Raw genomic sequence first — 21,778 nt, 5'->3', positions numbered from 1 at the left:
ATCAGTATGAAGAGGTGCAGGGCTTTGGGAAAGCCGAAGCAATATGGAATCGGGACCAGCGACATGGCCAGCATAGGGAACGGAGAAGTCGGAGACAAGATCGTGGCGGCAGGTCCGATTGGGGAGTCGGTTCGCGCCAGGCGGGTCCGATCGCTGGCTCTTTCGGTCTGTTGGATCGCCGCCATTCTCCTGCTTTGGTTTTCGCGGCTCGGGGCCGCGAGCGTGGAGCGCATCAATCTCTTCGAAATGGTCCGAGCCGCGGACCGCATCTTCTGGGGACGATGCCTTCAGGCGGAATCGGGCCGGGAACCGTCCACCGGTCTTCCCATGGCGACCTATACCTTCGAGGTCCTGCGGGGGATCAAGGGAGCCCAAGCCAACGAGTCTATCCGGTTTCGGCAGTTGAGCGGCGGCCCGGCCGGAGGTATCCGCGGCCTGCCCGAGTTCTCCCCCGGCCAGGAAATCCTCCTGTTCCTCTATCCCGACAGCCGATTGGGACTCACCAGTCCCGTGGGCCTGGCCCAGGGCATGTTCCGGGTGGGCAAGGACGGCCGCGGGGGACAGGCCGTATTGAACCGGGTGGGCAACGCCAATCTCCTGCATCGGGCGAGTTCCGGCCAGATTCGCGGTTCGACTCTCAGCGCCGGGGAACAGGCGGCGTTGCGGCCTGGAACTCCGATCTCTCTGGATCGGTTCGAGTCGGTGGTTCGGAGAATCGATCGCTATTGGGTGGCGCTGGAGCCCACCTCAAGATGACGACCCGCGAACCCGGCCCGCGCCCGGCTCCGGGGGCCGGCGCCTTCCTCGTCACGGGGCTGATCCTCGCGCTGGGATCATCCCTCTTCGCCGGCGGACCCCGCGACGTTCTTCGGGGCGGACGAGTCCTCAAGTGGAATGCCGGCAAGCCGGTCCTGTACCTGATCGATCAGGAGTTCTCCGAAACTCGATGGGCTCATCTGGGGACGCGGGTCCACGAGGCTTTTCAGGTGTGGGAGGACGTGGAGACCTCGACGCTCCGGGTCCGGAATCCCGAGCCCCGGTTTCTGGAGGAGAACGTCGATGGTTCCAACTTCACCGAATATGCGGGAAGCCGCCGCCCCGAGAACCTCATCATCTTCGACCAGGACGGCGAGATCGGCAACCTTGTATTCGGAGAGGGGGCCGGCGAGAACATTCTGGGATTCGCCGCGATCCGATTTGCCGACGAAGACGCCCTTGAGTACGAGTTCGGGTACACCGTAATCGGCAAAAACCCGGCATCCCAGCCGGACGATTTCTACCGTGTGACGATGCACGAGATCGGCCACCTCCTGGGATTGGACCATACCCAGGGGGGCAGGGAATGGTTCGAAAGCGGCGATCTCGGGGATCTGGGCTTCGTTCCGGTGATGTACCCCATAGGATCGTTCTTCGGACCGAACGAGCCGCTCCTGGACGATGCAATCTGGATCTCCTGGCTGTATCCGGAGGAGTCTTTTGCTGCCAATACCGGCACCATCCGGGGACGGGTGCTGAGGCGGACCGGAGCCCCCGTCCTCGGCGCCAACGTGGTGGCGGCGGCGGTGGAACTCGATGCGGCAGGCAAGCTGACGGAAGTCAAGGGTGGGCAGGTGGGGGTGGTCTCCGATTTCCTGGTTACCGATGACGGTTCCTATCAGTTGCCCGGCCTGCCGCCCGGCACCTATGTGGTCTTCATCGAGCCGCTGAATCACCAATTCACCGAGGGCAGCTCGGTGGGCCCTTACGATGTCCGTTTCACCGGATTCCCCAAGGATTTCTACAACGGCGCCGGCGAATCGGGGACGTCGGAGGACGATCCGGCGGAGAAGGTGGTCGTGGAGGTCGCCGCAGGCGAAGTGGTCTCCGGGATCGATCTGCAGACCAATGAAGAAGTGAATCAGCTCTCGCTCCTCGAAGACGACGGGGAGATGATTTTCGAATTTCCGGAAGGATTCTCGTTTCCGTTCTATGGCACCACCTACACCGAGGTGGTGGTCAACAGCGATGGGAACCTGACGTTCGGGATCGGCGACGGCCAACCCGGAGTCCCCAGAAGCCGAAGACGTTTCCTCGACGGTCCTCCCCGCATCGCCCTCTTTTTCAGCGATCTGGACCCCGAGGCCGACGGTGAGATCCGGGCCGAGGCCGGGGAAGGGTCTCTGAGCTTCATCTGGGACGGGGTCCCCGAGTTCACCCTGGGGGGGCGGCGTCCCCCGAACGACTTGTCGGTGACCCTGTTTTCCAACGGAGACATCCTGCTGGACTACGGGCAGGTGGACGTCCTCCCGGACCCGGATGATATTCAGGCCATTGTGGGCATCACTCCCGGTTCCCGCGCCGCCGCGCGATCCGTCGACTTCAGCGAGGAACCGGTGGCCTACCGGTTCGGGCCGTCGGGTCTGTACCAGGTTTTCCCGCAGAACGACTTCGATCTGTCCGGCCGGCAGGTTCTCTTCACCGCTCCCGGCCGGGAGCTGCTCTTTCCCTTCTATCGGGGGGACACCAACGATTTCAGCGGTTTCGCCGTCACCAACGACTCCAGGACCGACGCCGTCATGGCGGTGGAGGTGTTTTCGAATCAGGGTGATCCACTTTTCCCCTTGAGTCCCAGCGTCCGCCGGGTGGGGGCCGGTCAGCAGTTGGCGCAACTGGGCAGGGAGTTTTTCGAGGCCCAATTGAGCGCCCGGCGCGAGGGCTGGATGCGGATACGATCATCGACGCCCGAGTTGGCCGGTTTTTTCCTCTACGGCAACGGCCTCACGGGGCCATCCACCAAGATGGATGGAGCGGTGGCGTTCTCCTCCGGTTCGCGGCTGCTGTATTTCACCCGGATCTTCGAAGGTCCGGGCGCATTTCCATCCGAAGACAGCGATCAGGCGGCGCGGACAACGCTGGCCTTGGCGAATCCCGCAGATCAGCGGTCCACCGTGCGCCTGACCCTGTTCGGATCGGACGGAGTTTCACTGGCGGGTCCGGAAATCTTCAATCTCGCCGGCCAGAGCCGGCTGGCAGGGTCGATTACGGAGTTTTTCGGTCCGCTGGGGGGCGTTTCCCATGGTCACGTCCGGGTCGAGGTCACGCAAGGTCCCGGGGTGGTGGGATTCGAATTGATCGAGTTGGGGGACACGGTCCTGGGGCTCAACGCCACCGAAACCGGAACGGCGCGAAGTCTCTACTCGGCCCAGTTGGCGAGCGGGGAAGGGACCGGAGACGCCGGCGGGTACTTCACCAGCATCAAGCTGATCAACTCCGGGGAAGAGGAAACGGACGTCCGGCTGGTGGCTTTTCAATCGGACGGGATGCAGTTGGGCGGGCCCTACCGGCTCCGACTTGCACCCCGCGAGAGCTTCCAGGGGAACGCGTCGGAGGTCTTCGGCCTGGAGGCGCCGCCGCAATCGATCCTGGTCGGTTCCGTAGCGGTGGACAGCACACATCCGGGATTGATCGGCGACGTCATTTTCGGAGACCCCGTCGGCGGGGAATACGCGGCCGCCCTGACACTGCAGACCGAGCCCCTGCGACGGGCGGTCTTCAGCCAGGTGGCCAATGGCGAGCGCAGGCCCGGAGATACGTTGCCGCCCATCTTCACCGGGATCGCGGTCTTCAATCCGGGCGACGTCGCCACGGATGTGAGCCTCCAGGTGTACGACTCGCAGGGAGTCCTGCAGGGTGAGGCCGGCGGGATCGCCATGCAGCCCAAAGCCAGATTCTCCGACCTGATCCAGAACCTGGTTCCCCCGACCCGGGGCCTCCTGGGCGGATTCGTGGTCCTGGAATCGAGCCCGGGCCGAGTGGTCGCCCAGGAGCTGTTCGGCAACGGCCGCACCTTTCTTTCCTCGGTTCCGCCCTCCTCCGGACACTGAGACACCACGATCCGTCAGAGCTTTCTGATAGAAACAAGCGGCCAGCATGGTCAAGGCAGGCCGCCCTCCAGCACAGTCGCACTTCGCTCACGAGAGTGAGGCCAACTTCGCCCGGTTTCTGGACTTCTACCGGGTCGAGTGGCGTTACGAGCCGGTCTGTTTTCCCTTGGACCACGATGCCGAGGGCCGGGTGATCCGGAGTTTCACGCCCGATTTCTACCTGCCGCAGTTTGAGCTCTTTGTGGAGTTGACCACCATGAAACAGAGCCTGGTGACTCCGAAGAACCGGAAAATACGGCGGATGCGCCAGCTCTATCCCGACCTGAAGCTGAAGGTGCTCTACGGGCGGGACTATCGGAAGCTTCTCTTCAAGTTCGGAACTTTGGCATGAGCGAGATTCTCTCCCCGACGGTGAAGAAGCCCTTCCATTCCGTCGTCGATGAGATCGTGTACGACGAGGCCACGATTCTGAAACGGGTCGTGGAACTGGCGCGCCGGATCGAACGGGACTACCGGGGCCGGGACCTCATGGTCGTGGGAATCCTGAAGGGGGCTTTGGTCTTCACCTGCGATCTGATCCGGAGCATGACCACACCGGTCAGTCTCGATTTCATCTCCGTCAGCCGCTACCATCCCCGGCGGGACCAGGGCCGGGTCCGGCTCCTCAAGGACCTGCAGGAGGAGATCACCGGAAGGCATGTGTTGCTGGTGGAGGACATCATCGATACGGGTCTGACCGCCCACTCCCTTCTCGGACTTCTGACTCGGAGGAACCCGGCGTCCATTGAGATCTGCACTCTCCTGGACCGGCGGGATCTTCGACTGGTGGAGGTCCCCATCCGTTACGTGGGATTTCAGGCCAGTGGCGCATTCCTGATCGGGTACGGTTTGGACTACCAGGATCGATACCGCAATCTTCCCTTCATCGCCAGCATGGACCTGGACGCCGCGCGGCTCAGGGTTTCGCAGTCGGACGAACTCGAACGGGAAGACCTTCTTGTCTACCAGGCTGGCTGAACTCAAGCAGGAGTGTCACGCCGCCAGCGGTCGATCCGCCTTCGATCCCGCTTGGTCGGACGGCCCTTGACGCTTCGTGGCGCGGGCGGCATCCCTCCGAAAGGGTCGGCGGGGCTCCGGAGCGGCTCCACGCTCAGATCCTCGTACAGGGTGCGGGCCTGGGTCTTGGGAACCGGTCTGCCCTGGATTTCCTTGACCCGCAGGGCGCGGGTCCGGCCCTTCAGGCGCACCTCGATGCGATCCTCTACCGACACCTTCCGGTGGGCCTTGGCCACGGCGCCTCCCACTCGGACCCTTCCCACAGCGCAGGCCCGAGTGGCTTGGCTCCGGGTCTTGAAGACCCGGGCCACCTGCAGCCACTTGTCCAGGCGCACCGGCATCCGCCGAGTCTACCAGTCCGGGTGGGCACTCATGGCCCGTCCGTCTCCGCCGCGGGCCGGTTTCGTCATGCGTCTGCTCCCCAAAGCCGGGGATTGTTATGATAAAGGCGACCATGTGACCGGCCGAGTGTGCGACGCTGGGCGAAACATGCAGACGGATGACCCGAAGCGAACTCCCGACTTACAGCTTGCGGACAGCCCTGAAACCCGTCCTGCCCGAGTCCGGTTCGTCCAGGTCCGGAAGGTCGTGAGGGGCACGGCGCGGATCGAGTCGGACCTGCTGGCGGTCGAGGAGCCCCTGGAGATTCTCCTGGGATACACCTCCCGGGAGAAACGCGTGGAGAAGACCCTTTCCATTACCATGCGCACGCCGGGGCACGACCGCGAATTGGCGGCCGGATTCCTCTACACGGAGGGAATCGTCCTCCGGCCTCAGGACATCGAGGGGGTCTTTCCTTCCAGGAATTCGGAGGGCGATCTCCACAACGGGGTCCGGGTCGACCTGCGGCCGGGGGTCGATTTCGACGACACGCGGCTTGACAGGCACTTCTACACCACCTCCAGTTGCGGCGTCTGCGGAAAGGCATCGCTCCAGACGCTGCGGGTCCACCCGTCCCGGAAGATCCTGGCGGACCGGCCGAGAGTGGACAGCCGGGTGATCGAGGGGCTGGGTCCGGCGTTGAGGGCCGGGCAGAAGGTGTTCCGGCAGACGGGAGGCTTGCACGCGGCCGGCTTGTTCGATGGCGGCGGCAACCTTCTCTCGTTGCGGGAGGACGTGGGCCGCCACAATGCCGTCGACAAGCTGATCGGCCGGGAAGTTCTGGAAGGACGGCTGCCGCTGGAAGACCGTCTGATGATGGTCAGCGGACGGACCAGCTTCGAGATCCTTCAGAAAGCGGTCATGGCCGGAATCGCCATGGTGGTGGCGGTGAGTGCGCCTTCGAGCCTGGCGGTGGCGCTCGCCCGCGACTTTGGGATGACGTTGGTGGGCTTCGTGCGTCCAGGCCGATTCAACGTCTATGCACACGCCGGGCGGATCGCTTGGAAATCCGCTCCAGTCGTTGCGGAGGGGTAAAGGTGGCTCAACAGAGTTCAGCGCCGGGGAAACGAAACCGGTTGTGGAAATTGCTTCTGGCTGCGCTGGTCGTTGTCATGCTTCTGATGATCCGGAACGATATCGGGCCGTTTCTCAGGCAGGTTCTACAGACCGTTTCCGAGCTGGGCCCCTGGGGTCCGGTGGCCTTTCTCCTGGCCTACGTGGCGGCGACGGTCCTTTTTCTGCCGGGGTTCATACTCACTCTGGGGGCCGGTTTCGTCTTCGGGCTCGGCTGGGGGACGGTTCTGGTCTCCGCTTCTTCGACCCTGGGCGCGACGGCGTCCTTCCTGATCGGCCGCCACCTGGCCCGCGATTGGGTGGCCGAAAAGATGCGGGCCTTTCCCCGTTTCGCCGCCGTCGACGAAGCGGTCGCCGACGAAGGATGGAAGATCGTGGGATTGACCCGGCTCTCGCCCGTGTTTCCCTTCAATCTGCTCAACTACGCGTTCGGGATCACTCAGGTCAAGGTTCGACACTACGTGTTGGCATCCTGGCTGGGCATGCTTCCCGGGACCATACTCTATGTCTATATCGGTTCCCTGGCGGGCGATCTCGCGATGTTGGGCCAGGAAGGACGAACCCGGACGCCCGCGGAAACGGTGTTCTATGTCGTCGGCTTTCTGGCGGCGGTGGCCGTAACCGTCCAGGTGACCCGGCTGGCCCGCCGGGCCTTGGACAAGAGGGTGTCGTAGCCGTTTGCGCTAACCGGAGGGACGAAGCGAAATCATTTCGTTCCGAAACAATGGAAATGCTCCATGCCTGAATCGAGATCCGTTGAAGTGTTGCCCATGGATTCCCACAACCGGCGCCTGGTCTCCCGGGTCCATCCGGGGGATTGGACCAACCCCGAACCGGCGGGCCGCTACAACCTGGTGGCCATCGGAGGCGGAACCGCGGGGCTGGTCTCGGCGGCCGGAGCCACCGGCCTCGGCGCGCGTTGCGCCCTGATCGAGAAGCACCTCTTGGGAGGCGACTGTCTCAACGTGGGATGCGTTCCCTCCAAGGCTCTCATCCGGTCCTCCCGGGCCGTAGCCGATGCCCGTGAGGCCGGCGCGTTCGGGGTCGACGTTTCGGTCGGGGAGAAAGTGGATTTCGCCTCGGTCATGGAGCGCATGCGCCGGCTGCGCTCCGGGATCTCCGCCCACGACTCGGCCCAGCGCTTCCGGAAGCTGGGCGTGGATGTCTTTCTGGGAGAGGCCCGTTTCGTGAGCCGGGACGCGGTTCAGGTGGGCGGGCACACGTTGCGCTTCGCGCGAGCCGTCGTCGCTACCGGAGGACGGGCGGCGGCGCCACCCATCGAGGGCTTGGCGGAATCCGGTTATCTCACCAACGAGACGCTGTTTTCATTGACGGAGCTGCCCCCGCGGTTGGGCGTCATCGGCGGCGGTCCCATCGGATGCGAGATGGCGCAGGCGTTCGGCCGCTTCGGATCCCAGGTCTCCGTTTTCCAGTGCCATCCTCAGATCCTGGACCGGGAAGACGAGGATGCTGGCCGAAGGGTCCAGGACGCATTTCGCCGCGACGGGATCCGACTCTTCCTCGATTCGAAAGTGTTTCGAGTGGAGAGCCGGGCGGGCGAGAAACGGGTTCATCTCGAGTGCAACGGTCAGACACGGCAGGTCGCCGTGGACGAAGTGCTGGTGGCCGCCGGGCGGGCGCCCAACGTGGAGGGGCTGGGCCTGGAGGCGGCCGGCGTCGATTTCGACCGGCGCCGCGGCGTCGTGGTGAACGATCAACTCCAGACCAGCAACAAACGGATCTACGCGGCCGGAGACGTCTGCTCCCAATACAAGTTCACTCATGCCGCCGACGCCCTGGCTCGGATCGTCATCCAGAATGCACTCTTCATGGGACGGAAAAAGGCCAGCGCCCTCACCATCCCCTGGTGTACCTACACGGATCCGGAGGTGGCTCACGTGGGCCTGAACTGCAGGGAGGCATCCCGGCAGGGGATTCCCTATGATCATTTCGTGCGTGATTTTGCCGACGTGGACCGGGCGATCACCGACGGGGAGGAAGGTGGCATGGTGAGCGTCCTGGTGGAGAAGGGGACCGACAAGATTCTCGGCGCCACCGTGGTCGCCCGTCATGCCGGTGAGATGATCAACGAGATCACGCTGGCCATGGTCGGCGGCCTGGGCCTCAAGACCATCTCCCAGGTGATCCATCCGTATCCGACGCAGGCCGAGGCCATCAAACAGGTGGGAGACGCCTTCAACCGGACCCGGCTCACGCCCCGCGCGCGGCGGGTCCTGTCCCGCTGGTTCGCCTGGACGCGCTAGGAGTCTGCGCGGCAGAAATGATCGTAGCGAGAAAGTGGAGAATCGAGGCCAGATTTTCACGATTTGGAGGTGCATAGTCGTTCTATTCGCCGAGAAATCGGGGAAATATGGACCGATTCTACGCTTTCGCAGTAGATTGATTTCTGCCGCGCAGGCTCCCTAGTCCGCCCCGCAGCGAAGAATGCCAGACCACAACACCGGATCCGACAGGCCCTGGTTTCGGGTGGGAGTGGACATCGGGGGGACCTTCACCGATGTCGTATTCCTCTCGGAGCAGGGAGGCGTCCACGTCAAGAAGATCGTGAGCACGCCCGACGATTACAGCCGGGCCGTGCTGGACGCGGTCGACACCGGTCTGCGGGATCTGGAGCTGACGGCCGGCCGTCTCTCCGAAGTGAGCCACGCCTTCACCCTGGCCACAAACGCCATCCTGGAGGGCCGGGGGGTGAAGACGGCGTTGATCACGACCGACGGATTCCGGGACGTTCTGGAGATCTCCCGTCTCAGGATGCCGCGCCTGTACGATCTCTACTACCGCAAGCCTCCCCCGCTGGTGGAACGGCGTCTGCGGCTGGAGGTCCGGGAGCGGGTGGACTACCGGGGCGAGGTTCTGATTCCTCTGGTGGAATCGGACGTGGAGAAAGCCGCCCAAGTGCTGCTGGATGAGGGGATTCGCTCGGTGGCGGTCTGCCTCCTTCACTCCTACGCCAATCCACGCCACGAAATCCGGATCGGTGAGATTCTGGAAGAGCGGATTCCCGGGCTCAGCCTGTCTCTCTCCAGCCGGCTTCTGGCCGAAACCGGCGAGTACGAGCGAACCAGCACCACGGTGATCAACTCCTACATCCGCCCCATCGTGGCCCGCTACCTGGGGCGCCTGGATGAGGGGCTTCGAGACCTGGGTGTGGGCGTCCCCCTGACGGTGATGCAATCCAACGGCGGCAGGGCGTCCGTCCGGATGGCTGCCGAGGCGCCCGTCCATTGCGTCGAGTCGGGACCCGCCGCCGGCGTGGTGGGCGCCCATCATCTGGCGGCGAGGCTGGATCTTCCCAACGTCCTGACCCTGGACATGGGGGGCACGACCGCCAAGTCCTCCATCATCGAGGACGGAAATCTCCTGCTGTCCCGAGAGTACGAAGTGGGCGGGGGAATGAGCTCCGGGCATCGATTGCTGAAGGGCTCCGGGTATATCTTGAGGGTTCCTTCCATCGACTTGGCGGAAGTGAGCGCAGGCGGCGGCAGTGTGGCCCGGGTGGACAAGGGAGGGGCGCTCTGCTGCGGGCCCGACAGCGCGGGCGCGGTTCCCGGTCCGGCTTGCTATGGCCAGGGCGGCGATCTGCCCACGGTCACCGACGCCAACCTGGTTTTGGGCTTTCTCAACGGCCGCTACCTGCTGGGAGGGGATTTTCCGGTCTTCGCGGACCAAGCCCGGGCGGTTGTGGAGCGCCGGCTGGCGGCTCCGCTCGGTGTCTCCGCCGTCGAAGCGGCCTGGGGCGTCCATCAGGTGGCCAATTCCAACATGGCCCGGGCCGTCGCCGCCGTCTCCAGCGAACGGGGCCGCGACCCTCGCCGGTTTACCCTCATGGCGTTCGGAGGGGGCGGTCCCCTTCACGCCGCGGGTCTGGCCCGGTTGTTGCAGATGACCCGGATCATCGTCCCTCCGTCTCCCGGGGTGTTCAGTTGCTTCGGCCTCCTCTTCTCGGACGTGGAGCACCACCTGGTGCAGGCTCAGGTGAAGTCCCTCTCCCAATTGGGACTCGCGTCCATGAACCGGACGCTGGACCGCCTGAGGGAACAGGCCCGCGGCCTCCTGGAGCAGGAAGGGTTCGCCGCCGGGCGGCAGCAATTGGCCGCCGAGGCGGACCTCAAGTACAAGGGGCAGACTTCGCATTTGAGAGTGGGGTTCGAGAGTGCGAACCTGGATCGGGACGGTCTGGAGGCGTTGGAGGCCGCCTTTCACCGGGAGCATGAGGCCAACTACGGATATCGTCTCGACTCCGAACTGGAGCTCGTCAATCTCCGGGTCCGGGCCCGCGGTCTGGACGAGGGGACTCGAGTCCCCGAAACCCTTTCACTGTCCGATGACGGTTTTCGTCCGAAGGTTCGGTCCCGGCGGATCTATCAGGGGCCGTCGCAATCGGAATGGGTCGAAGCTCCGGTTCTGGGCAGATCGGAGTTGGAAGGGAAGGACCTCCCCGGGCCTGCGCTGATCGAGGAATACGACTCCACGACTCTGGTCCCCGGCGGCTGGTGCGCCCGCCTCGACCAGCGGTTGAACATCGTCCTGGAAAAGGAGGCTTGACAATTGGTGGTGAGTGGCACAGGCGCGAAATCGGCACGAGGAACGTCCCCGGACCCATGGACCCGGGAGATCGTCAAGAATTATCTCTACAGCGCCGCCGATACCATGGCCGTGACGGTGGTGCGAACGGCGTCGTCGTCTGTGGTCAAGGACGGGATGGATTTCTCCACCGCCATCTTCGACCCTCAGGGGCAACAAGTCGCCCAGGGCTTGACGCTCCCATTCCATATGGGCGCCATGCAACCGGCCCTGGATGCGGTGCGCCGCCAGTTCGGAAACGACGTTCAACCCGGAGACATCTTCGCCAACAACGATCCCTACGACGGGGCCAGCCATCTCCCCGACATCTTCCTGTTCAAGCCGGTCTTTCTGGAGAACCGGCTCCTGGCGTGGGTCTGCGTGATCGCTCACCACACCGACATCGGGGGGCGGGTGGCCGGAGGGAACGCCTGTGACAACACGGAGATCTACCAGGAAGGCCTGAGGCTGCCTCCGCTGAAGCTGTTCGAGGCCGGTTCTCTCAACCGCTCCGTCTGGCGCATCGTTGCGCGGAACGTCCGGGTGCCGGACAAGGTGCTGGGGGATCTCCGGTCTCAGATTTCCGCCTTGGCGCAGGGGGAGAAAGAATTGCTCCGGTTGGCCCGGGAGTATGGCTTCGATCCGCTTCTGGGGCACATGGCCGGCATTGTGGATCACACCGAACGCCTGACTCGAGCCGAAATCCGGGAGCTGCCCGACGGTTCCTGGGAATTTCAGGACTACATCGATACCGACGGGCTGGATCCCGATCCGATCGCCATACGGGTTCGAATCACCGTGGAAGGCGATGAGATGGTGGTGGATTTCACCGGCACCTCACCTCAGGCCCGAGGCTCCATCAATCCCAACTTCGCCTTCACCCGGTCCACCGTCTACGCGGTCTTCAAGTGCTTGACGGACCCCGGCATCAACGCGAACGCCGGATTTTTCAGGCCGATTCACGTGGTGGCGCCGGAAGGATGTTTCGTGAATCCGCGCCACCCCGGGGCGGTGGCGGCCCGCGGCCTCGGAGGATTCCGCGTCGGCCACGCCGTTTTCGGCGCTTTCGCGAAGGCGCTGCCCCATCGCGTGCCGGCGGCCTGGGGTGGGGGTGACGTGGGCGTCAGCATCGGGGGTTACTACCCGGACGGGAAGCCGTTCGTCTATCTCGAATTCAACAATGACGGGCCTCGAGGCGGCGGTCCCTCAGCCGACGGCGCCGACGGGGTCACCGCCCCCATCACCAACATGGCCAACACTCCGGTCGAAACCATCGAGGCCGATCAGCCGATCCTGATCCGGCGTTATGGATTCGTGACCGACTCCGGGGGGGCGGGCCGGTATCGGGGCGGACTGGGGATGGTCCGCGAGTATCAGCTGCTGGCTGCGGAAGCGACGCTGCAGGTCCGGTCGGACCGGACCCGTTTCCTTCCCTGGGGCAACCAGGGGGGAAGGCCGGGGACACCCACCCGCAACACTCTCAATCCAGGCGCCGAAGCCAGAGCGTTGCCTTCCAAGTTCCTGCTTCGCATGAAGGAGGGGGATGTCTACCATCTGGTCCAGGCCGGAGGCGGAGGCTACGGCGATCCCCTGCGCCGGGACCCCGAGGCCGTGCTGGAGGACGTCCGGCAAGGGAAGGTGAGCCTCGAAAAGGCGCGTGCCGAGTATGGCGTCGTACTCCGGTCCGCCGGCGAGGGTGCGGATCTCGAAGCCAGCAGCGAGCTTCGGGCCCGTTTGAGCCGTTCCCGCGGCCCGCTGCCTCTGGAGCCACAGGCCGAGGAGGTGTCTCAGGTTCCGGATTTCTCCGGACTCGATGCGTGAGCCGGGGATCACCTGGGAGTGGCGTCGGGCAATCCCCCGTCCACCGGCAGGGTCGCTCCAGTGGTGGGGGTCTGGCGGGAAGCGAAGAAGAGGACCGCGCGAGCCACGTGTTCCGCCGTGATCCGGGCCTTCAGGAGGTTCCGCTCCCGGTAGTATTCCTCCAGTCCTTCCCGGTCGAGTCCCCGGGCGCGCATCCGGTCGGGTCCGACCTGTTCCCACAGGCCCGATCTCCGGACTCCATCGGAGAAAACGGCATCGGGAGCCACCATGTTGACCCGAACCCCCATCTCGGCCAGCTCCAGGCTGGCGATGCGAGCCAATTGGTGGGAGGCGGCCTTGGTGGCGCTGTAGGCGCCGAATCCCGCGCCGGGAGCGAAGACGTTCTTGGTGGAGACCAGGACCACGTCTCCGCCGGTGCCCTGGAGGCGAAAGTGCCGGGCGGCTCTGGAGAGAAGGTGGAGCGTCCCCTCGACGTTGACTCTCTCCGATTTGCGAAACTCCCCGCTGTCCATCTCGGCGAGGGAACCGGTGAGAGCGACGCCGGCATTGATCACGACGAGATCGACGCCTCCCCACTCCAAAACAATGGAGTCGAAGGCTTCGGCGACGGACCGAGGACGGGTGACGTCCATCGGGACGGCCGTCACGCGGTTGGGGAACCTGCCGTTCAACTCCGCGGCCAGACCCTCCAGCCGTTCGCCGGGGAGATCGGTCACGGCCACGTGGCAGCCCTCCTCCAGGAGGCCGCGGCTGATGCCCGAGCCAATGGCTCCCGCCGCGCCCGTCACCACGGCAACGTGGCTGCGCAAAGGTTTCTCCATGCCGGCCAGCTTGGCCTGTTGGATGCCGCGGTGCTCCATCAGGTAGAGGTGAGACTCATCGAGTCCCCGGTAGGTTCCTCCCATGCGTGCGATCCGCGCCTTGACCATGAAGGTCTGCCGGGCAATGTCCCGTGCGATTGCCGCCGCCTCGGCGTCGCGTCCGGCACAGGCGGCTCCGATTCCGGGCATCAGGATGAGGCGAGGCGACAGGTCGCCGGAGGACCCGGTCTCCGCACCCGGAATCCGGTGGCGTTGCACGAAGGCCCGGTAGTCCTGGGAGTAGTCGCTCAGGGCCTTCCGAACATGTTTCCTCCAGACCTGGGAATCGTCGCTTTCCGGCCGGTCGATCCAGAGCGGAAGATTCCTGATTCGGATCAGGTGGTCGGCCGTCAGGGGAGGGGTGACGGCAAGAGGCCTTCCTTCATGGGAGTCCACCAGGTCCAGCGTCTCCCGCGACAGGAGAGGGAGCAGGACGACACGCTGCCAAGGCTGGTCGGGGTTCCCCGACGGCCGCGCCAGAAGACCTCTCAGGATCGGCGCCACGCGGTTCCACCCGGACTGCGCAGTCTCCGGAGAGGTGCGGACCCGCAAGGTGAGGGACCGGGAAGCCTTCCGTGACAGGAAGGCTTCGGCTCGGCTCACCAGGTCGATCGTGGCCTCGTAAGACTCCCGGGCCGTTTCCCCCCAGGTGAGCAGCCCGTGCCGCATCCAGACCATGCCCGTCCGGTTCGGATGATGGTGAAACGCCGCGGCCGACGCCTTGGCCAGGGAGAACCCCGGTTCGAAGTAGTCCAGGATCAGGACATGGCCGCCGAGAGCTTCCTGGACCAGCGCTTCTCCGTCGGGTTGATTGGTCAACGCCAGAATGGCGTCGGCGTGACAGTGATCGACGAACTTGGGAGGAAGGAAGGCGTGCACCAGGGTCTCGATGGAAGGGACCCTGGACCTGGGGTCCAGCCGGTGGGTCATGAACTCGTCCACCATCTGCAGGTCGTCGAGCCGCTCCAGATTCCGGAGGCGGATCAGGTGGCTCAGGTCCAGTCCCGTGTGCCCCTCGGGCTCGATCCGGGCGAGGTCGTGTCCGGAGGCCTTCACCATGAGGGCGGAGATCCGGTCTTGCAGCAGATTCTTGATTTCGGTTTTGACCGAGGTGTTGCCGCCCCCGTGAAGGACGAGAGAGGGCTTCCTTCCCAGGAGGCGTGACGTATAGGTTCTCAGCGCCAGGTCACGGCCCCACCGGCGGGCGTAACGGTCGACGAACCGCTCGGCCTCCTGGTCGGACCAACGGCTGTTCATTTGCGGTGTTCCGTGGTTTTTTGGGCCGTCCCGCCCGCACCGGCCGCAGGCCGGAATCGGATCGTCGAAGCCGAACCTGGCGGAGAACGGGCGTGTCCCGACGGCGGCCGATAATCAGGTCGAGGCCAGGCTCTCGGCTCTCATGTCCTGGTAGAGCTCGTAGGCGTGGCTCGGCTTCAACTGGTTGTGGACCACTTGGCGGATCGCCTGGATCATGGCGATGGGAGTGTCGCTCTGGAAGATGTTGCGGCCCATATCCACGCCTGACGCTCCCTGCTGCACCGCGTTGTAGGCCATGGTGAGGGCATCCAGCTCCGGCAGCTTCTTGCCGCCGGCCATGACCATGGGAACGGGGCAGGAGGAGGTCACGGTCTCGAAACCGTCGGGAATGTAGTAGCTCTTGACGATATGAGCCCCCAGCTCGGCGCACATCCTGCAGGCGAGCCGGAAATACTTGGCGTTCCGCTCCATCTCGTGGCCCACTGCCGTCACCGCCAGAACCGGCATTCCATAGCGGTTCCCCAGATCGACGAGCCGGGTCATGTTCAGGACCGATTGGCTCTCGTACTCCCCTCCGATGAAGACCTGGACCGCAAGGGCCGCGGCGTTGGCCCGGAGACCGTCCTCGATGTCCAGGGCGAGTTGCTCGTCGGAAAGCTCCTTGAGGATGCTGGGGCCGCCGCTGGCCCGGAGCACGGTCCCACGGCCGAAGCTGGAGGGGATGGTGGTGCGAAGGATTCCCCGGGTCAGCATCAGGGCGTCGCAGTAGTCCAGGATGGGGACGATGCGAACGTCGATCCGTTCCAGGCCGGTGGTGGGACCCATGAAGTAGCCATGGTCGATGGCCAGCATGACGGTGCGCCCCGAAGCCGGGTTGAAGATCCGGGAAAGGCGGTTCTGCATTCCCCAGTCCAGAGAATTGGATCCCTTCAGAAAGAAGGGCTTATTGGTTGCGGGAATATCCCTGTAGAATTTCTTGGCTTCGCCTGGCCGGTCTGCATCGGGCATGACTCGTTGCTCCTTTCGCTGGCGTTGGACGGATCTTGGACGGCGGTTGCCGCCGTGTCCCGCGGCATGGTGCCGTCGGCCGTTCCGCCAGAAGAATATCGGCCGCCGAGGGGCATTTCAAGAAACGGCCGGGAGTCATTCCTGCCCCCTGTGGTAGCCTGAAACCGCAATCCTCAACCAAAGGAGGCCCACCGTGAAACAGGCCATGGCGTTGATCGTCCTCTCCGCATCTTTCTTTTCGCTTCTCCCCGGACAGGCGTTGCCATTGGTAGACGAAGTCGAGCCCCAGCCGCTGATGGCTCAGGTCGTCCGCCTTGGGGAAGCCCTTTCGTTCCTGGGCAGCCGCTTGGAGAGCCGGGACTGGGAGCGGATCCAGGCCCTGAGGGATCAGGCGCCTTCCGATGCCGTGGTCCGTGAAATCCAGACCGTTCTGGATCCGTATTGCCTCGCCATGGTGTCCATCAACCCCGAGGCCCGGGTCAAGGTGATTCGCGGACCGGCGGCTCCCCTCCTGGTCCAGGGAGGATGGTCCAGCTTTCTGGTCAAGATAGAAAACGACGCGGCCGTCAACGCCCAGCTCCACGCCGAGAGCCCCAATGCGCTGCCGCTGTTTCACAAGTCGACCGGAGCCAAGCGGGTCAAGCCGGAGAACGTGCTCTCGGACGGAGACGTGGCCAATCGTTTCCTGGAGTTGGCCATCTATGGCCGCCGTCCCTTGCACAGCCGCCTTTCGGGTCTGAAGCTGGAGTACGCCATCGTCCAGATCTACGCTCGGGAACAGGGACTGCGCGAGGCCAAGATCGGATTCCACGTGGGGCAGGGGACCCAGGACCTGGGCTTTCGAAACAGCGTGGACATCCTGTTCGATTGCCGCCCTGCGGTTAAGGTCCGGCTCCGGGTCAAGGATCACGACGGTTCTCCCACCATGGCGTCGTTCGTCATCACCGACGGCATCGAACGGGTGATCGAGGATCCGGAGCTGAACCGGCTCCCCTCGGACTACCGGTTGGCTCTGGCGTTGAGGCGTCCCTGGGACCGGACCCGGGGCATCGGCAATACTCCCGGCCCCGTCGGCCGCCTGGTGGGGGTCTACCCGCTGCCGTCGCGGCGGCTCTCCCGCGGAGAATATCCCGATTTCTTCTTCCATCCTCAGGTCTACCGTGCCGACGGGGAGCATGTCTTCCTGCCGGCGGGCGAATATGAGATTCGCGTCCAACGCGGTCCGGAATACCTGGTTCAGAACCGGAGAGTCCGCGTTCGTTCCGGTGTCGAAGAGCAGGAGATCGAATTTCGGCTGCAGCGCTGGACGCATTTGGCGGCCCTGGGCTGGTACAGCGCCGACCACCATGTCCATGCCGCCGGATGCAGCCACTACGAGAGCCCCGACGAAGGGGTCCAGCCGCTTCACATGTGGCGCCAGGCGCTGGGCGAAGATTTGAACATCGCCTGCGTCCTGACCTGGGGACCGTGTTGGTATCACCAGAAGGAGTTCTTCGAGGGCCGGGTGCATTCCCTCTCCAACGGGAACAACCTGATGCGTTACGACGTGGAGGTCTCCGGCTTTCCCTCCTCGCACGCGGGCCATCTCTGTCTTCTGCGCCTGCGGGAAGACGACTACCCCGGGACGACCCGGGTCCAGCAATGGCCGAGCTGGACCCTTCCTGTCCTGCAGTGGGGACAGGGCCAGGGAGCCGTCGTCGGCTACTCCCATTCGGGATGGGGCCTGGAGCCGATGGAATTCACCACCGAATTGCCCAACTACGCAATGGCCAAGTTCGACGGAATCGGCGCCAATGAGTACATCGTGACGGTGACCCACGACGCGGTGGACTTCATTTCCGCCGGAGACACGCCGCTGCCCTGGGAGTTCAACATCTGGTACCACACCTTGAACTCGGGTTTTCGGACCCGCATCAGTGGAGAGACCGACTTTCCCTGCATTTACGACGACCGAATCGGGATGTCTCGCAGCTACGCGAAGCTGGAAGGGGAGTTGGACTTCGACCGCTACATGGATCAGATCCGCGCCGGGCGGAGCTATGTCTCGGACGGCAGATCGCACATTATCGGGTTTCGGGTGCAGGACCGCGAACTGGGTACGGAGGGAAGTGAACTCAGGCTGGCCGCACCCGGCCGGGTGAAGGTCCGGGCCCGGGTCGCCGCCTACCTTCCGGAAAGGCAGGATGACGTGGGCGCGTTGATTGCCTCGCGGGGCTTGACTCAGCCTCCCTATTGGCATCTGGAACGTGCCCGCAGGGGAACCAGCCGTGAGGTTCCGCTGGAACTGGTGGTGAACGGGCAGCCCGTGGGAACCCGGGTCGTGACGGCTGATGGCGACTGGAACGATATCGAGTTTGATCATGAGCTCGCCCGGTCCAGTTGGGTCGCTCTGCGGGTTCTTGCCAGCTCCCATACCAATCCCATCTTCGTCCTGGTGGGAGGCGAGCCGGTGCGGGCTTCCCGCAAGAGCGCCGAATGGTGCCGTCAGGCCGTGGATCAATGCTGGAAGATGAAGCAGGGCAAGATCCGCGATTCGGAGAAGGACGCGGCACGCAAGGCGTATGACCACGCCCGCCGGGTCTATGATCGGATCGTTTCCGAAACCGAGCCCGGAAGCTGACCCGCACCGCAGCGATCGCCGGCAGCCGGGCCTCGATCCGCTCCTCGACTGCAACTCGGCACCCCATGTGTTGACCTGAAGTTTAGACAAGACTAAACTTCAGTTTAGCACCATGAAATACTCTCGCCTCGCTACGGCGGCGGCAATTGCCATTCGATCCGTCCCCGTCCTCCTGCTGGTCGCCGTTTCTGTCGGGGGCGAGATCCGCGCGGCGGAAGGCGATCCCTCGCGGGAGTCCCTGGAAGACCGTCTCGACCGGGTGGAATCCAATCTGGAGCGGCTGATCGCACTCCTGGCCGCCGCCCTGGAGGGCACGCTGGACGAGGACGTGAAAACTCAGCTTCGGACCTTGGCCGCCGAGCTCAAGACCATACGCGGAGACGCGGCCCGGGTCGAAGAGCCGGGTCCGGAACCGGCCGTGGCGGCAGAGGAACCATCGCCGGTGGAGGAGGCGATGGTGGTGGCCGAGGTGGTGGCGGCGCCTGAGGCGATCGACGCTTCAGCGGGATTCTTCGACGGCAGCATGCCCATGTCCGGGTACATGGAGATGCATGTCAACCACGACGGCCTGAACCCGACGACCCTCGATTTTCACCGCTTCGTTCTGAACCTGGGCCACATGTTCGGAGATCGGATCCGGTTCTGGTCGGAGTTGGAACTCGAGCACGGTCTGATCGAGGGCGGCGCTCCCACCGGCGAGTTGGAACTGGAACAGGCCTTCCTGGACTTTCTCATCGACCCGCGATTCAACTTTCGGGCCGGAGTTCTGTTGACCCCGGTGGGAATCATCAACGAAAGACACGAACCCACGGCGTTTCACGGGGTGGAGCGTCCCTTCGTGGATGAGGTCATCCTCCCCACCACCTGGTTCGCCGCCGGCGGAGGCCTGGTGGGAGACCTGGGTGGCGGCCTTTCCTACAAGAGCTATGTCATGAGTTCCATGGACGGCTCCCTCTTCTCGGCGGAAGAGGGATTCCGGGAGGGGAGGCAGAAATCGTTCTTGGAGAACGCGCGCAATCTGGCCTGGGTCGGGCGAGTCGACTATGGACCCCTTCCGGGAATGAATCTGGGCGCCAGCTTCTGGACCGGAGAGACGGGATTCCACCTCAGGGATCTGGACGCCCGATTGCGGATCTTCGAATTCGACGGCAGGTACCGGTTCGATCGCTTTGAAGCCCGAGGGCAGTTTGCCGTGACCCATTTGGGACAGGCTTCCGAAGTCAATGCGGCGATTCGCCGCAACGCCGGAATCAACCCGAACATTGCCCGGGGAATGCGGGGATTCTACCTGGAGGGCTCCAGCAGCCTGGTGCCGTCCGGTTCCAGCCATGATCTGGTCGGGTTTTACCGTTACGAGAACTTCGACACTCAGTACCGGATGCCTCAAGGGTTCTTTCCCCTGAGCCAGTTCGACCGGTCGGCACATATACTGGGCCTGTCCTACTTTCCACATCCGGATGTGGTCCTGAAAGCCGATTACAACTTCATGAGGAACGCCAGCCGGGTCGTGCGGCCCCGAAACCGGTGGAACCTGGGTATCGGCTGGTGGTTTTAGGAGGAACGGCCGTGAAGATCCCGCTGATCCTGCTGACATTCGTCCTGCTCCTGCTCGGTCCGGGAGCCGGTCCCGCGTCCCCCGTTTCAACCGCGGAGCGGAAAGATGACGCGAAGGTCCGGAAGGTTCGGGTCTCGGCGGAGAGGTTTCACTTCATTCCCTCCAGGATTCGGGTCAAGCGGGGAACGCTGCTGGAGATCGAGTTGAGCAGTCAGGACACGTTTCATGGCTTTCGCATCCCCAAGGCCGGCATCGACGTCACCATTCCGGGGCGGGGTCAGGGAAAGATCAAGATCCGTTTCCGATCCCGGAAGGCGGGGAAATATCCGTTCGAATGCTCGCGGCCTTGTGGCGCCGGCCACACCATGATGCGGGGAACCATCATTGTGGAATAAGGGCCGCGGAAGGAACGCCATGTGGAAAGGGTGCCGGATGGTGAAGGGGGGGGCCATACTGGCGACGGCGCTGGCCCTTGCTGCGATGTCCGGTCCGGGGGCCGGACAAGGAACCGTTGTGCGGGGCACCGAGTTCGGCGAACCCATCCAGGGAATCGATGGGGTGGAATTCGAACTTTTCCGCCTTGGACTCGAAGACTTTCTGGAAGTGGAGGACGCCGATGAAGGACTGGGGCCTCTGTACAACGGCCGCTCATGCGCCGAATGCCACGTTACTCCCGCCATTGGGGGGATCAGCACCATCACCGAGGTCCGGGCCGGAACTCTGGACGCCGACGGAACCTTTCAGGATCCGCCGGGCGGATCGTTGATCCATCTCTTCTCCATTCCCGACCATTCGATTCAGGCCGCGGTCCCGGAAGGCGCCAACGTGGTGGCCCGGCGGCAGCCGATCCCCTTGTTCGGAGGCGGTCTTGTGGAAGCGGTTCCGGACGAGGTTCTGGCGGCCCTGGAAGATCCGGAAGACGAGGATGGCGACGGAATCAGCGGGCGGGTCCACTGGGTGGTGGACCGGGACTCCGGAGAGACGCGCGCCGGGCGTTTCGGTTGGAAGGCGCAGCAGTCCTCCCTTTTCACCTTCGGAGCAGAGGCCTACCGCAACGAAATGGGGATCACCAGCGACCTGTTCCCCGACGAGATGTGTCCTGCCGGAGACTGCGAGCCGTTGGAATTCATCGACCCCGTCGCCGACCCTGAAGATGGGCCGGAACTGTCCACGGGGCTGCGAGGAATCGACAACTTCGCGAATTTCATGCGCCTGCTGGGACCGCCGCCCGGAGGTGCGGAAAACGACACGACACGGCGGGGGGAGGAACTCTTCGAGGAAGTTCGTTGTTCCGCCTGTCACGTTCCGACTCTGCAGACCGGCTCCAGCCCGTTCGAAGCCCTCAGCAACAAGACTTTCAGACCATTTGGGGACTTTCTGCTCCACGACGTGGGGACCGGAGATGGGATTCAGGATGGAGATGCCGGTCCGGCGGAGATCCGGACGCCAGCTCTTTGGGGCGTCTCGCATCGCGCTCCGTATCTGCACGACGGGTCCGCGGCCACCATTGAAGCGGCGATTCTGAGGCACGGCGCCGAGGCCGAGTCCAGCCGAACCCTGTTCGAAGCCCTGACCGCGGAGGAACGCGGCGCGCTGCTGGCTTTCCTCAGATCTCTTTGAAGGGGGAGTGGTGTGGGCCGAGGGCCTGATTGCCTTCAGACCGGATCAGCCGGAGTTCGAACCTGTCGAGGCGCGGAAC

General features: G+C 64.2%; 16 protein-coding genes. 13 read left to right on the top strand and 3 right to left on the bottom strand.

Annotation, left to right across the window (positions count from 1 at the left end; all coding sequences use genetic code 11):
* The first annotated feature begins 6 nt into the window (after nt 1–6).
* The 4 genes from OXT71_01755 to hpt are packed head-to-tail and all read left to right on the top strand — an operon-like array spanning nt 7 to nt 4,880.
* Nucleotides 7–756: a hypothetical protein gene (locus OXT71_01755; protein ID MDE2925106.1), complete on the top strand. Its 750-nt coding sequence runs from the start codon at nt 7–9 to the stop codon at nt 754–756.
* Nucleotides 753–3,863 carry a matrixin family metalloprotease gene (locus OXT71_01750; GenBank protein MDE2925105.1) on the top strand — a complete coding sequence of 1,037 codons (3,111 nt, stop codon included), beginning with the start codon at nt 753–755 and terminating at the stop codon, nt 3,861–3,863. The genes OXT71_01755 and OXT71_01750 overlap by 4 nt, the downstream gene beginning before the upstream one ends.
* Nucleotides 3,864–3,909: 46 nt before the next feature.
* Entirely contained in the window at nt 3,910–4,254 is a 345-nt protein-coding gene (locus OXT71_01745) for a hypothetical protein (protein ID MDE2925104.1), read from the top strand.
* Entirely contained in the window at nt 4,251–4,880 is a 630-nt protein-coding gene (gene hpt / locus OXT71_01740) for a hypoxanthine phosphoribosyltransferase (protein MDE2925103.1), read from the top strand. Before OXT71_01745 ends, hpt begins: the two co-directional genes overlap by 4 nt.
* Before the next feature lie 2 nt (nt 4,881–4,882).
* Here hpt and OXT71_01735 read toward each other — a convergent pair whose 3' ends face one another.
* Nucleotides 4,883–5,260 (bottom strand): RNA-binding S4 domain-containing protein, encoded by a 378-nt coding sequence (locus tag OXT71_01735; protein MDE2925102.1) that lies wholly within the window; start codon nt 5,258–5,260, stop codon nt 4,883–4,885.
* A gap of 148 nt (nt 5,261–5,408) precedes the next feature.
* On the opposite strand from OXT71_01735, the gene fdhD reads away from it, so the two are divergent.
* The 5 genes from fdhD to OXT71_01710 all read left to right on the top strand — a co-directional run bounded on the left by fdhD (nt 5,409) and on the right by OXT71_01710 (nt 12,779).
* The gene (fdhD, locus tag OXT71_01730; protein MDE2925101.1) at nt 5,409–6,335 is read left to right on the top strand and encodes a formate dehydrogenase accessory sulfurtransferase FdhD; all 927 of its coding nucleotides are present in this window, start codon (nt 5,409–5,411) and stop codon (nt 6,333–6,335) included.
* An 86-nt stretch (nt 6,336–6,421) separates the two neighbouring features.
* A complete protein-coding gene (locus OXT71_01725) occupies nt 6,422–7,048 on the top strand; it encodes a TVP38/TMEM64 family protein (protein ID MDE2925100.1) in 627 nt (208 codons plus the stop codon).
* 63 nt (nt 7,049–7,111) lie between these two features.
* Nucleotides 7,112–8,638 (top strand): mercuric reductase, encoded by a 1,527-nt coding sequence (locus OXT71_01720; protein MDE2925099.1) that lies wholly within the window; start codon nt 7,112–7,114, stop codon nt 8,636–8,638.
* Nucleotides 8,639–8,819: 181 nt separating this feature from the next.
* A complete protein-coding gene (locus OXT71_01715) occupies nt 8,820–10,940 on the top strand; it encodes a hydantoinase/oxoprolinase family protein (GenBank protein ID MDE2925098.1) in 2,121 nt (706 codons plus the stop codon).
* 9 nt (nt 10,941–10,949) lie between these two features.
* A complete protein-coding gene (locus tag OXT71_01710) occupies nt 10,950–12,779 on the top strand; it encodes a hydantoinase B/oxoprolinase family protein (protein ID MDE2925097.1) in 1,830 nt (609 codons plus the stop codon).
* Between the two features lie 8 nt (nt 12,780–12,787).
* Here the strand turns inward: OXT71_01710 and OXT71_01705 are convergent, their stop codons facing one another.
* Both OXT71_01705 and lsrF read right to left on the bottom strand, forming a co-directional pair.
* Nucleotides 12,788–14,896 (bottom strand): bifunctional aldolase/short-chain dehydrogenase, encoded by a 2,109-nt coding sequence (locus OXT71_01705; protein MDE2925096.1) that lies wholly within the window; start codon nt 14,894–14,896, stop codon nt 12,788–12,790.
* A gap of 114 nt (nt 14,897–15,010) precedes the next feature.
* Nucleotides 15,011–15,904: a 3-hydroxy-5-phosphonooxypentane-2,4-dione thiolase gene (gene lsrF / locus OXT71_01700; GenBank protein ID MDE2925095.1), complete on the bottom strand. Its 894-nt coding sequence runs from the start codon at nt 15,902–15,904 to the stop codon at nt 15,011–15,013.
* Between the two features lie 193 nt (nt 15,905–16,097).
* On the opposite strand from lsrF, the gene OXT71_01695 reads away from it, so the two are divergent.
* The 4 genes from OXT71_01695 to OXT71_01680 all read left to right on the top strand — a co-directional run bounded on the left by OXT71_01695 (nt 16,098) and on the right by OXT71_01680 (nt 21,699).
* Nucleotides 16,098–18,524 carry a CehA/McbA family metallohydrolase gene (locus OXT71_01695; protein MDE2925094.1) on the top strand — a complete coding sequence of 809 codons (2,427 nt, stop codon included), beginning with the start codon at nt 16,098–16,100 and terminating at the stop codon, nt 18,522–18,524.
* A 112-nt stretch (nt 18,525–18,636) separates the two neighbouring features.
* Nucleotides 18,637–20,079 carry a hypothetical protein gene (locus OXT71_01690; GenBank protein MDE2925093.1) on the top strand — a complete coding sequence of 481 codons (1,443 nt, stop codon included), beginning with the start codon at nt 18,637–18,639 and terminating at the stop codon, nt 20,077–20,079.
* 11 nt (nt 20,080–20,090) lie between these two features.
* On the top strand, nt 20,091–20,474 hold the full coding sequence (locus tag OXT71_01685) for a cupredoxin domain-containing protein (GenBank protein MDE2925092.1): 384 nt from the start codon (nt 20,091–20,093) through the stop codon (nt 20,472–20,474).
* Nucleotides 20,475–20,493: 19 nt separating this feature from the next.
* The gene (locus OXT71_01680; GenBank protein MDE2925091.1) at nt 20,494–21,699 is read left to right on the top strand and encodes a c-type cytochrome; all 1,206 of its coding nucleotides are present in this window, start codon (nt 20,494–20,496) and stop codon (nt 21,697–21,699) included.
* Nucleotides 21,700–21,778: the final 79 nt, after the last annotated feature.

It is taken from the genome of Acidobacteriota bacterium, assembly GCA_028874215.1.
Lineage (GTDB): Bacteria > Acidobacteriota > UBA6911 > RPQK01 > JAJDTT01 > JAJDTT01.
This window is presented reverse-complemented; position numbering and strand designations above follow the sequence as displayed.